Genomic DNA, 12,035 nt, shown 5'->3' on the forward strand with positions numbered 1-12,035 from the left:
GCGGATAGTTCCCATCAATCAGTCACAAAAACGGCCCGGCAGCGTACGGCTTACATCTCGCGTCCGTTGGTATGGATAACCTGTTTTAACCACGCGTAACTCTTCTTCGGCACGCGCTTCAGGTCTTTCAGGTCGTGGTTTTCCCGGTTGACATAGACCACGCCGTAGCGCTTACGCATGTCGCCCTGGGAGCTGAGAATGTCGATTAACCCCCAGCCGAGGTAGCCGATCACCTCTGCCCCGTCCTCGAACATCGCCTCCTTCATGGCATTGATATGCGCCCGGTGGTAGTCGATGCGGTAGGTGTCCTCAATCGGATTGACGCCGTCCCAGGACTCAATCACCCCGATGCCGTTTTCGATCGGGAAGACCGGCATCCGCCAGTCGTTGGCGTAGCGGGTGATGATGGTGCGAAAGCCCAGCGGATCGATCTGCCAGTTCCACTCGGTGGCCTTCAGGTACGGATTGTTTTTCTCGCCGTGCAGCAGGTAATAGTTCACCGGCGTGCCTTCCGGGATCGCATCGCTGTCCAGCGTTTTGCTGGCGTAGTAGCTGAAGGCCATATAGTCGTTTTTAGTTCGCGCCAGCAGCGCTAAATCCTCGGCGCGGTAGATATCGCCAAAGCCCTCCAGCTCCACCACCGCCATCACCGCCGGGCTGTAGCCCTGCCCTGCGAAGACGCGCAGCAGGTTCTGGTTGAGGAACTCGTCGTACTGCTGGGCGCAGAAGATATCGCGCGGTTTGCAGGTGGCCGGGTAGATCAGCTGGTGCGCCAGCATGCCGCCCATCAGCTGGCCGGGCCTGGTCTGATGCAGATACTCGGTCAGCGCCATGTGCGCCACCATCGTATGGTGCTGCAGCTCGTAAAGCTCGCGCAGGGTTTTGTCGCCGTGCATATAGCCGGAAATGCGGAACGCTTCCGGCATATGGAAGATGTTCTGCTCGTTGAAGGTCAGCCAGTACTTCACGCGGTCGCCATAGCAGTCGATCATCTTTTTGCCGTAGCGGATAAAGGCCTCCATCACGCGGCGGTCGTTGAAGCCGTTGTACTCCTGCGCCAGCGCCAGCGGCATATCGAAATGGTACAGGCAGACCATCGGCTCGATGCCGCGGGCGATGAGATCGTCAATAAAGCGGTCGTAAAACGCGATGCCTTCGTCGTTGAACGCGCCGTCGCCCTGCGGGCAGACGCGGCTCCATGAGATCTGAAAGCGGTAGCAGTTCATGCCCAGATCCTGCATCAGGTCGAAATCTTCCCGGTAGCGGTGGTAGGAGTCGGTCGCGACTTTCCAGTCGGATACGTTCTCCCCGGCTTCGCGAATGTCGTAAACCGACATCCCCTTCCCACCCTCGTTCCATGCGCCTTCCGTCTGCATGCTGGACACCGAGTTGCCCCATAAAAAATTGGCCGGCAGCGAATTGTTCATGCTCTCTCCCTATATGACTAGTCATTTAAAATTTCATGACTAGTCATATAGGCGAAGATGAAATGGGGATCAAAGAGGAGGATCGTTTTTTGTGAGCAATGCGGGAAAAAAAGCCCCGGTTAGCGATGCACTACCGGGGCAAGGAAGGTTATTGTTGCGCGAGCTGATTGCGGCGATATTCCCCCTGCCGCTCCAGCATCCAGCCCGGGTATTCGCGCGGCAGCGCGCTCACCGCATCAAGCTGCTTAAGCTCGTCTTCGCTTAAGCGGATCCCGGTCGCGGCGATATTGTCGTCCAGCTGTTCGACGCGTTTCGCCCCAATGATGACGCTGGTCACCGCTTTCTGATGCAGCAGCCACGCCAGCGCGATTTGCGCGACGGAGACGCCCTTCCTTTCGGCGATAGTGCGCATCACGTCCACGCAGTCGAAGGCGCGATCTTTGTTCACCGGCGGGAAGTCAAACTCCAGACGACGACCGCCGGCTTCACTCTGACCGTCGCGGCCATATTTTCCGCTCAGCAGACCGCCCGCCAGCGGGCTCCAGACCATCAGCCCGACGCCTTCGCTCTGCATCATCGGTACCAGTTCGCGCTCAAGATCGCGTCCGGCAATGGTGTAATACGCCTGCAGCGACGCGAAACGCGCCAGCCCAAGACGTTCAGAAATACCGAGCGCTTTGGCAATCTGCCACGCCGCCCAGTTCGAGACGCCGATGTAGCGCACGTGGCCGTGCTGCACCAGGTTATCCAGCGCGTAGAGCATTTCTTCAATCGGCGTTGCGGGGTCGAAGCCGTGAAGCTGGTAGAGATCGATATGATCGAGCTGCAGGCGGCGCAGGCTCTCCTTCACGCTGCTGATGATGTGATAGCGCGAGCTGCCGCGCGAGTTCACCCCTGCCGTTCCCGTTTCGCCGAACACTTTCGTGGCGACCACCACGTTCTCGCGAGGGATCTTCAGGTTTTTCAGCGCCTGACCGGTGATCTCTTCCGAGCGTCCTTCCGAGTAAACGTCCGCGGTGTCGATAAAGTTGATCCCGGCATCCAGCGCGCGGCCCACCAGCTGCTCGGCTTCACTTTGCTGGAGCTGGCCAATCTTGCCCCACATGCCGCCCTCGCCGCCGAAGGTCATGGTGCCGAGGCACAGTTCAGAAACAAACAGACCGGTGTTGCCCAGTTTTTGATAACGCATAACTTATTCCTCGCATGTCGATTGGGTACCCGATAGTTATACCCGCCCCTCAGCCATCGCGAATGTGGTGTTCCTGTCCGTTTCTTGCCCAATCCTCTGAATTTATCCGCGCGGGGCGTCGCCAAAGACGCTGTATTCTGGTAATTGCACCTGCTGATACGGCTCCCAGCCGCCGCCGAGGGCCTTGTAGAGCGCCACCAGATCGAGCGCGCTCTGCACCTGCGCCTGCGCGCGCTGCTGCTGGGCCTGCGCCAGCTGACGCTGGGCGTCCAGCACGTCGATAAAGCTGGCGATCCCCTGCCGGTAGCTGTCGCTCGCTAAATCAAAGGCGTTTTGCAGGGCGTCGATCGTTTTTGCGAGACCCGCTTCACGCTGCTGGTCGGTGCGATAGCTCACCAGCGCGTTTTCAACATCGCCGAGCGCGGTCAGCACCGTCTGGCGATAGTCCAGCACCGCCGCCCCCTGCTGCGCGCGCGCCACCTTGACGCTGGAGACCAGTCGACCGCCCTGGAAGATGGGAATGGAGACCTGCGGGCCGAAGCTGTAGAAGTGGCTGCTCCAGTCGGTCAGCCAGTTGGTTTCGCTGTTGCGCAGGCCAAACTGCCCGGAGAGCGTAAAGCTCGGGAACAGCTCCGCCACCGAGACGCCGATTTGCGCCGTGGCGGCGTGGAGGTTCGCCTCCGCTTCGCGCACGTCCGGACGGCGTCGCGCCAGCGTGGACGGAATGCCGGTCTGCACAATATCCGGCAGGGCCGGCATCGGCTGCACGCTTTGCAATTCCGCATCCAGCGCCCCTGGCGGCTTGCCGAGCAGGATCGCCAGGCCGTTCATCGCCTGCCGCTCCTGCGCCTGATATTGCGGAAGCTGTGCCTCAAGGTTGCCTAACTGCGCCCGGGCGTTTTCCACGTCCATCTGCGGCGACAGCCCGCCCTGCTGGCGGCTTTCGGTCAGATCCAGCGTCTGCTGCGCGCTTTTAATCTGGGTGTTCAGCGTGGCGATAATGCTCTGCGCCCCGCGCAGCTGGAGCCACGCGCGCGCCACTTCGGCCTCCAGCGACACCAGCGCGTCGTTACGCTGCTCGATAGCCGCTTTCTGCTGCGCTTCGGCGGCTTCCACCTGACGACGCACCTTGCCCCACAGGTCGATTTCCCACTGGGCGTCGAAGCTGCCCTGGTAGAGGTTAATCGGCTGCGTCAGCGGCCCCAGCGCGCCCTTCAGGTTGGGATCGATACTATCCACCTGGTCATACACGCCATGGGATTTCAGCTCTCCTTCCAGGCCAAGCTGCTGGCGCGTCGCCTGCAGATTGCCGTTGACCGACGGATAAAACGCCCCGCCCGCCTGATTAATCTGCTCTCGCGCCCCGGCGATGCGCAGCACCGTCTGCTGCAACGTCAGGTTTCCGGCAATGGCGCGCTCAACCAGGCTGTCCAGCTGCGTCGAGCCGAAGGTCTTCCACCAGCGCGGATTGGTCGCAGCGGAAGTAGTTTGCGATTTCACCGCGCTGTCGCCCTTATCGTTCCAGTGCGTAACGGCGGGCGGCGCAGGCTGCTGGTAGTCAGGCCCGACGGCGCAGCCCGCCAGCAGCATCATTATCATCAGGGGGTGTAAACGTCTGTGTATCATCAATGTGCTCCTGCACTCCCCTCGCTCTTAACCGGCGAGAGCAACAAACAAAACGGAATCAGTAACAAGGCCACCGCGCTCAGGATGGTAAAGACGTCGATGTAGGCCAGGATGCGTGACTGCTCAATCATGGTCTGGTACATGCGTCCGGTGGCGATGCCGGTGGGGTCGCCCACCTGGGTGGTGAAGTTCTGGATCGCCTGGGCGCTTTCGCGTATCGCCTGCTGGAACTGCTCGTTAAGCGGCGAGGCGTGGTACGCAAGGTGCGCGCTGTGCGCCTGCGCGCGTTCGGTGATGGCCGCCGTCGAAAGGGATATGCCAATCGAGCCCGCTACGTTGCGGAACATGGTAAACAGCGCCGCCGCATCGGCATTCAGCCGCCTCGGTATCGAGATAAACGCAATCGTCGTGAGCGGCACAAACAGGAACCCCAGCCCTATCGACTGGGCGCTGCGAAACAGCACCAGGGTTTCGAAGTCGATATCCGGCGTCAGCGTGCGCGACCAGAAGAACGACACCGCCAGACAGGTAAAGCCAAAGGCGATGATCCAGCGCGTCTGCACCACCGGCATCAGCTTCAGCACCAGTGGGATAGTTAATACGATCAGCACCGCCCCGGGCGACAGCACCAGCCCCGACCAGGTAGCGGTGTAGCCCAGGTCCTGCTGCGCCAGCTGCGGGATCACCACCGAGCTGCCGTACAAAATCATCGCCATCCCCGCCATCAGCAGGCTGGAGATGGCAAAGTTGCGGTCCTTCATGCAGTGCAGATCCACCACCGGCTTTCTGGCATACACCAGCCAGTAGATGGCGCCGATAATGCCGACAAGCGTCAACACGCCGAAGGTGCGGATAAAGTTCGAGTAGAACCAGTCCTCATCTTCTCCCCGGTCGAGCATCACCTGCAGACAGCCCAGCCCCAGCGCGATCAGGCCGATCCCCGTCCAGTCGATAGTCAGCTTCTCTTTTGATTTGCTCTCCCACGGCGGATCTTCCAGCAGCTGGTAGATCGCCAGCACCGTGACAATCCCCACCGGAATGTTGATAAAGAACACCCAGCGCCAGGAGTAGTTGTCGGTGATCCAGCCGCCCAGCGTCGGGCCGAGCACCGGCGCAACGATAATCGCAATGGAGGACAGACCAAACGCTTTGCCCCGGTCTTCGGGTTTGAAGTAGTCGAGCAGCACCGACTGCTGCGTGGGCTGCAGCCCGCCGCCAAAAAAGCCCTGCATCACGCGGAACAGGATGATCTGCCACAGCTCGGTGGCAATCCCGCACAGGAACGAGCAGACGGTGAACATGACGATGCAAATTAGGAAGAACTGCTTGCGGCCAAACACCCGGCTCAGAAACGCTGAGATGGGCAGCACGATGCCGTTCGCGACCAGATAGCTGGTTAACACCCAGGTGGATTCGTCATAGCTGGACGAGAGCGAGCCTGCCACGTGGGGGAGCGCCACGTTGACGATGGTGGTGTCCAGAATTTCCATGAATACCGCCAGGGTAACGACAATCGCCACCGCCCACGGATTGCTGGCGGGTTTCCAGCTGTCGTGGCTGTGATCCGTCATTCCACCGTCACCTTCGGTGCAACCGACAGCCCCAGCGGCAGCGGTTTGTTTGGATCCAGGCCTTTATCAATCACGATTTTGACCGGCACGCGCTGCACAATTTTGACGAAGTTGCCGGTGGCATTTTCTGCCGGGAAGGCGGAGAAGCGCGAGCCGCTGCCCTGCTGGATACTGTCTACGTGCCCTTCAAGCTCCATATCCGGCCACGCGTCGACGGACACGGTGACCTTATCGCCCGGCTTCATGCGCTCGAGCTGCGACTCTTTAAAGTTCGCGACCACCCACACGTTCGGGGAAACCAGCGAGAATAGCGCCGTCCCCGCCTGCACCAGCGTGCCGGGCTGCACGTTGCGTTTGGTGACAACGCCGTCGAACGGGGCGCGGACTTCGGTATAGGAAAGATTAAGGTTGGCGGTTTCCAGCTGCGCTTTAGCCTGATCGACCTGACGCTCGCGCGCTTCAACGTTGGTTTCCTGCTGGCGGATTTGCAGCTGGACCTGCTCTGCCACTTCCAGCTGCGCCTGAGCGCTGGCCAGCCCCGCCTGTGCGCTACGCAGCTGTGCGTTCGCGGAATCGATACTTTGCTGAGTGGTCGCACGCGGGTCGACGCCGCGCTGACGACGGTACTCTGCCTGCGCGTTCGCCAGATCGGCCTGCGCTTTCAGCACCTGCGCTTTGGCTTCGTCACGCTGGGCGGGATACTGGACTTTTGAAAGCGCCAGCTGCGCCTGAGCCTGATGCAGCTGCGCGATAGCCAGCCCAAGCTGGGCCTGAGCCTGATCGCGCTGCGCGGTGGTGTCCCGCGGATCGATAACCACCAGCAGATCGCCCTTTTTCACGCGCTGGTTATCGCGCACGCGCAGCTCGGTAACGTAGCCCGCCGTTTTGGGGGCAATCGTCACCACGTCGCCGTCGGTAAAGGCGTCGTCGGTCGTCTCTTCGTTACGGGTTAAAAACCACCAGACCAGCGCCACGACGACCATCACCACCACGACAATGCCGAGGATAATTAACGGTTTCTTGCCCGGGCGCTTACGCTCATTATTGTTTTTGTCCTGCTCGTCAGCAGGCGGGTTTTGATCTTCAGCCATAGTTCAGCAACGGTCCTGTCAGTGAGCGGCATCACACTATGCCGTTCACTAAAGCTAGGACGTTGCTATACGTTTGCCAGGAAAAACTGACAAATTGCGCACTATATGAGAAGGAATATTCCGAAACCGATCGCCGCGGCCCAAACCAGCATCGGAATCGACCAGACGTGGAAACGCCACCAGATACGACGGTCATTGGCCATGCGCAGCGCAATCAGGTTTGCCAGCGAGCCGGGCAGCAGCCCAAACCCGCCGATGTTCACCGCCCAGGCCAGAAGCGTATCGGGCGGAACATAGTTGAGCAGCAGAATGGTGGACGGCACGTTGCTGATAAACTGCGACAGGCCAATCGCCGTCAGCCACAGTCCCGGCTGAGACAGCGTGCTGACGCTGTGCAGAACGTTCTGCAGTACCGGAAGCTGGATAAGAAGATGCACATCAATAAACATCGCCATAAAGACCAGCAGCAGCGTCCAGTCCACGCTCACCAGCACGCGACGCGCCAGGACGACAAACCCCGCGGCAACGAGCAGGACGCCCGCCAGCTCATACTTCAGCTCCAGCGCGAACAGAAAGACGATGTATAACCCAAGACAGCTCCACACCAGACGCGGCTGCCACTGCGGGCCGGTTGTGCCGCTGTGGTACTGCAGCTTTTTATCCGGAAACGCGAACCAGCATACCGCCAGCAGCGACAGCATCATCACCAGCGCCAGAGGGGCCATCTGCCAGGTAAAGGCGGCAAACGACAGACCGGACCGTCCCCACAGAAGGATATTCTGCGGGTTGCCGATTGGCGTCAGAAGCGAGCCTGCATTGACGGCCAGCGCTTCAAAGATGATCAGCCGGCTGACGGGGATCTCGCAAAGCTTACGCAGCGTGAGCGTGAGGGGCACGATGATAAACAGCGCCACATCGTTGGTCAGAAACGTCGACAGCACCGCGGCGGAGAACACCATAAACAGGGACAGCCTGCGCTCGGTGGCAAAGCGGCGCACCATTTTACGGCCCAGAACGTCAAAATAGCCGCTCAGCTCGACCCCTTTGGTGAGCATCATCAGGCCGCTCAGGGTAATGATGGTGCGCCAGTCAATTGCGGCGGGCCAGGCGTGTGGCGCAAACGGCACAAAGAGGCTTAACGCTGCGCCAATGATTAATAAGAGATGGAAGAAACGATCGCGTGCCAGGGCCTGCAGTCCGGGGATTTTCATTCAGCGGAGGGACCATATTTAAGGGTAAATTCGCGAAACTTTACCAGCGTCTCTTCGCTGACGTGGTGTTCCATGCCTTCCGCATCCCGGCGGGCGATCTCCGGGCTGACGCCCAGCACCAGTAAAAAATTCTCGACAAGCTGATGGCGCTCGCGGCTCTCCTGCGCGAGTTTCTCCCCTTCCGGCGTCAGAAAAACACCGCGCCAGGGGATCATTTCAATTAAGCCCACGGAGGCCAGGCGTTTTAACATTTTAGCGACAGTTGGCTGTGAAACCCCCAGCCTGGCGGCCATATCGACCTGGCGCGCTTCACCGACCTCACGAATCAGATCGGAAATGAGTTCAACATAATCATCAATCAGTTCACGCCGGTGCGCTTCACGGACCTGGCGAAAACCTTCGACATGTTCTTCAACATTCACCAGTTGCGTCGTTTTCCTCATTGTCGGATGACCTGCGCGACGGTTCATTGTACTTCCTCAGTGGGGTGACGCTTCCAGCGCCCGGATTCGAGAGCGCACATTGTAAACCATAGCTCCGCAAGCACAAAAAATTAACGAAATAGCCATAGCTATACAATATAGCCTGTGCTATATCTGTATGTAATGCAGTCACCCTTCACGGATCGAAGGGATCAAAACTCAGGAGGTCTTATGAACGAATTCAAGAGGTGCATGACCGTGTTTACCCACTCTCCCTTTAAAGTGCGCTTAATGCTGTTGAACATGCTGTGCGATATGTTTAACAACAAACCGCATCAGGACGACAAACCTTCCCACTAAGCGGCGTTGCGGTACGCCGCTTCATTTTCCCGTCACAATCTCGCTGTAAACTGGCTTCCAGCCGCCTTATTCCCGATCTTTTTTACGGATTTGCAGTCCCCTTCGCAAAACATCTGCTTAGCAACTGTTGATATTCTTTAGCGCTCGCACTATCTTCTTGCAGCCCTGCACAATTTGCGGCTCGCTGAAGCGGACCCTCATTCCCTCTCCACGCACTGTCAGGCAGGTTATGACCCTTGACGCCAGGGTGAGCACATGGCGTTTTCATCCATGATAGTGACCTATGAATGTAACCCTGATAGATACCGTTGTGACCCGCAGCCGGGCCTTAAGCCCGTGGACGGGTTTTTACTTTTTGCAGTCATTACTGATTAACTTTGCGCTGGGTTATCCCTTTAGTTTGCTCTACGCGGTGGCGTTCACCTGCGTTTTGCATGTGCTGTGGCGATCCGCACCGCGCGTGCAAAAAGCGTTAATCGGGATCTGCTCGCTGGTCGCTGCACTCTATTTCCCGTTTGGCCAAGCTTACGGCGCGCCAAACTTTAATACCCTGCTGGCGCTGCACTCGACCAATATGGAAGAGTCAACGGAGATCCTGACGATCTTCCCGTGGTACAGCTACGTGGTCGGGATCTTTATCTTCGCGCTGGGCGTTATCGCCATCCGCCGTCAGCCGGGCGAGAAAAAACCCTGGGGTAAGATCGAAATACTCTGTCTGGTGTTCAGCGTTGCCGTGGCGTTTGTCGCCCCCATCCAGAATATTCCCTGGGACGGTAAGCTAAGGCTCACCAATATCGGCTATCCGGTTTTCCGCTTCGTGAAGGACGTCGTTGTCAATAATAAAGAGGTTCTCGACGAGCAGGCGCGCATGGCTGAGCTTTCCAATATGAAAGACACCTGGAACGTGCTGGCCGTTAAGCCAAAATATCACACCTATGTGGTGGTGATTGGCGAAAGTGCCCGTCGCGATGCCATGGGAGCCTTCGGCGGACACTGGGATAACACACCGTTTGCCAGTTCGGTTAAAGGCACGCTGTTTACCGATTATGTCGCGGCCAGCGGCTCGACGCAGAAATCGCTCGGCCTGACCCTAAACCGTGTCGTCGACGGCAAACCCCAGTATCAGGATAATTTTGTCACCCTGGCAAACCGCGCGGGTTATCAGACCTGGTGGTTCTCCAATCAGGGGCAAATTGGCGAATACGATACGGCCATCGCCAGTATCGCCAAACGTGCCGACGAAGTGCAGTTCCTGAAGAACGGCGACTTTGAAGCCGACAAAAACACCAAAGACGAAGCGCTGTTGAAAATGACGGCACAGGTCTTCGCCACCCCGCGCACCCAGCCTCAGCTGATCGTCCTGCACCTGATGGGGTCGCACCCGCAGGCCTGCGATCGGACCGGCGGGAAGTACGCGGAGTTCGTGCAGTCCAAAGAGACCTCTTGCTATCTCTACACCATGACGCAAACCGATGAGCTGCTGAGCAAGCTGTACGATCAGCTGCGCAATACGGGCGACAGCTTCTCCATGGTCTATTTCTCGGATCACGGGCTGGCGTTTAAAGAGCGTGGTAAAGAGGTGCAGTACCTGGCGCACGATGACAAGTTCCAGCAGAACTTCCAGGTGCCGTTTATGGTGCTGTCGAGCGACGATAAAACGCATCGCGTGATTAAAGCGCGCCGTTCGGCAAATGATTTCCTGCAGTTCTTCTCGCAGTGGACGGGGATTACAGCCGAGCAGATAAAAACGGCTTACCCGTTTGTCTCTAACAAGAAAGCTCCCCCAGTGTACGTTACCAACTTCAAGTTACAGAAAGTTGACTACAACCATCTGGGTACGGATATTTTCGATATTAAGAGTAAGTAGCGGTCTGATTACCCTCACCCTGTGGGCTGAGGGATCCCCACAAAATAATATCAGCACAGTCGGCTCCCTCTCCCTTGAGGGAGAGGGCTGGGGTGAGGGGGAACATATGGCTCTTGTGGTCATTCCGTTCACTTTATGTTCCTTGCTACTCTTTAACGACATGGCTTGTGAACGTGCCAGGGTGGCTCAATCGCCACCACCCTGGCGACCCGGGCTCCCGGCGGTAAATCGCCGCTTCGCGGTGCCCTCAGCTTATTCCTTCAGGCTATCGGGTCGGGCATGAGCCTGCATCCCTGCAGGCCACGCCCTCTCGGCGCATCCGTGCGCCTCGCCCCGGCCTTACGGAAACGCTTCGGCGATTTACAGCCGGACCAGAGCATCGCTGTAAACCATTCATTTTCCTGACGCAACATTCATCGCTTCAGGTTAAAAAAATTACCGGGAATACCTCAGCCCACGGGGTGAGGGAAAAAGACAAAAAAAATCCGCCACATTGGGCGGATTTTTTATTAGCTCACCGGAGTGATTAGAAGCGGTAACCTACGCCCGCGATCCAGGTGCCAACGTCAACGTTGCGGATACGGCTCTGCTCATAGGAGAAGTCCAGAGCAACGTCCTGGATTGGGTTGAACTGCAGGCCTGCGCCATAGGAGAAGCCATAGTCGCTGTTGCTTGCAGTGCGGCTTTCGCTCTGGTTTTCAGTCTGCTGGAATTTACCGTAGCCAACACCTACAACACCGTAGATGCTCGCCCAGTCATTCAGACGGTAAGCTGGACCAGCGGTGATACCGTAGTACTGGCCTTTGTTGTATGCGCCGTTTTCAGAACGATCTTTCTCGGTATAGGTGAAAGAACCGATCACGCCCAGTGGGTTGTTATCCTGCTCGTAGCGATACTTCAGGTTGAAACCGTTAGCTTTGTTCATCACGCCCTGATAGTCGCTCTGAGCGTAACCACCAGTAACAGTAGAAGTAGCAGCTACAGCGGTACCTGCGGAAACAGCCAGTACAGCGGCCAGTGCTGAAAGACATGCAATTTTTTTCATAACCACCTCAAATGTGCTTCAAGTAAGTCCGTAAGTTTTAAATATATCAAAAAAATTTGCGAAACTCTTTGTGATTCGTGATGTCTAATGAAACCTTTCCTGTAACAGAACGTTTCCAGCATCAGCTATCTCTTTCAAATCACATGCAATTTTCACTACTAAATGCGCATATTGCGCGTACGCGCCGTTACATTCATCCAGATTATTCCTAATCTATCAGGCGATA

Annotated in this window: 10 protein-coding genes; 2 read left to right on the forward strand and 8 right to left on the reverse strand. The window is 57.7% G+C overall.

The window, feature by feature from the left end:
* Positions 1–50: 50 nt before the first annotated feature.
* The 7 genes from M2422_RS07475 to mntR form a co-directional block, all read right to left on the reverse strand.
* Complete coding sequence (locus tag M2422_RS07475) at positions 51–1,427, reverse strand: glycoside hydrolase family 1 protein (protein ID WP_064672140.1); 1,377 nt, start codon at positions 1,425–1,427, stop codon at positions 51–53.
* Between the two features lie 148 nt (positions 1,428–1,575).
* The gene (locus tag M2422_RS07480; protein ID WP_064672139.1) at positions 1,576–2,616 is read right to left on the reverse strand and encodes an aldo/keto reductase; all 1,041 of its coding nucleotides are present in this window, start codon (positions 2,614–2,616) and stop codon (positions 1,576–1,578) included.
* Between the two features lie 102 nt (positions 2,617–2,718).
* Positions 2,719–4,242 carry an efflux transporter outer membrane subunit gene (locus tag M2422_RS07485; protein ID WP_064672138.1) on the reverse strand — a complete coding sequence of 508 codons (1,524 nt, stop codon included), beginning with the start codon at positions 4,240–4,242 and terminating at the stop codon, positions 2,719–2,721.
* Positions 4,242–5,813, reverse strand: a complete 1,572-nt coding sequence (locus M2422_RS07490) for a DHA2 family efflux MFS transporter permease subunit (RefSeq protein WP_047061442.1) — start codon at positions 5,811–5,813, stop codon at positions 4,242–4,244. The genes M2422_RS07485 and M2422_RS07490 overlap by 1 nt, the downstream gene beginning before the upstream one ends.
* The gene (locus tag M2422_RS07495) at positions 5,810–6,904 is read right to left on the reverse strand and encodes an HlyD family secretion protein (RefSeq protein ID WP_032661279.1); all 1,095 of its coding nucleotides are present in this window, start codon (positions 6,902–6,904) and stop codon (positions 5,810–5,812) included. Before M2422_RS07495 ends, M2422_RS07490 begins: the two co-directional genes overlap by 4 nt.
* Positions 6,905–7,005: 101 nt before the next feature.
* Complete coding sequence (locus tag M2422_RS07500) at positions 7,006–8,115, reverse strand: anion transporter (protein WP_048976792.1); 1,110 nt, start codon at positions 8,113–8,115, stop codon at positions 7,006–7,008.
* A complete protein-coding gene (gene mntR / locus M2422_RS07505) occupies positions 8,112–8,585 on the reverse strand; it encodes a manganese-binding transcriptional regulator MntR (protein WP_023310887.1) in 474 nt (157 codons plus the stop codon). The genes M2422_RS07500 and mntR overlap by 4 nt, the downstream gene beginning before the upstream one ends.
* A 183-nt stretch (positions 8,586–8,768) precedes the next feature.
* Here mntR and mntS point away from each other — a divergent pair, with 183 nt between their 5' ends.
* Positions 8,769–8,897, forward strand: coding sequence for a manganase accumulation protein MntS (gene mntS, locus M2422_RS07510; RefSeq protein WP_014831181.1), 129 nt, complete (start codon positions 8,769–8,771; stop codon positions 8,895–8,897).
* A gap of 283 nt (positions 8,898–9,180) precedes the next feature.
* The gene (locus M2422_RS07515) at positions 9,181–10,764 is read left to right on the forward strand and encodes a phosphoethanolamine transferase (RefSeq protein WP_064672137.1); all 1,584 of its coding nucleotides are present in this window, start codon (positions 9,181–9,183) and stop codon (positions 10,762–10,764) included.
* Between the two features lie 526 nt (positions 10,765–11,290).
* Here M2422_RS07515 and ompX read toward each other — a convergent pair.
* Positions 11,291–11,809: an outer membrane protein OmpX gene (ompX, locus tag M2422_RS07520; protein WP_023310884.1), complete on the reverse strand. Its 519-nt coding sequence runs from the start codon at positions 11,807–11,809 to the stop codon at positions 11,291–11,293.
* Positions 11,810–12,035: the final 226 nt, after the last annotated feature.

Source organism: Enterobacter sp. SLBN-59, assembly GCF_024807915.1.
Classification (GTDB): Bacteria; Pseudomonadota; Gammaproteobacteria; order Enterobacterales; family Enterobacteriaceae; genus Enterobacter; species Enterobacter asburiae_B.

Bases quoted from the DNA above. Each gene is read 5' to 3' on its own strand.
- M2422_RS07475 (WP_064672140.1), bottom strand. From the start codon at position 1,427: ATGAACAATTCGCTGCCGGCCAATTTTTTATGGGGCAACTCGGTGTCC.
- M2422_RS07480 (WP_064672139.1), bottom strand. From the start codon at position 2,616: ATGCGTTATCAAAAACTGGGCAACACCGGTCTGTTTGTTTCTGAACTG.
- M2422_RS07485 (WP_064672138.1), bottom strand. From the start codon at position 4,242: ATGATACACAGACGTTTACACCCCCTGATGATAATGATGCTGCTGGCG.
- M2422_RS07490 (WP_047061442.1), bottom strand. From the start codon at position 5,813: ATGACGGATCACAGCCACGACAGCTGGAAACCCGCCAGCAATCCGTGG.
- M2422_RS07495 (WP_032661279.1), bottom strand. From the start codon at position 6,904: ATGGCTGAAGATCAAAACCCGCCTGCTGACGAGCAGGACAAAAACAAT.
- M2422_RS07500 (WP_048976792.1), bottom strand. From the start codon at position 8,115: ATGAAAATCCCCGGACTGCAGGCCCTGGCACGCGATCGTTTCTTCCAT.
- mntR (WP_023310887.1), bottom strand. From the start codon at position 8,585: ATGAACCGTCGCGCAGGTCATCCGACAATGAGGAAAACGACGCAACTG.
- mntS (WP_014831181.1), top strand. From the start codon at position 8,769: ATGAACGAATTCAAGAGGTGCATGACCGTGTTTACCCACTCTCCCTTT.
- M2422_RS07515 (WP_064672137.1), top strand. From the start codon at position 9,181: ATGAATGTAACCCTGATAGATACCGTTGTGACCCGCAGCCGGGCCTTA.
- ompX (WP_023310884.1), bottom strand. From the start codon at position 11,809: ATGAAAAAAATTGCATGTCTTTCAGCACTGGCCGCTGTACTGGCTGTT.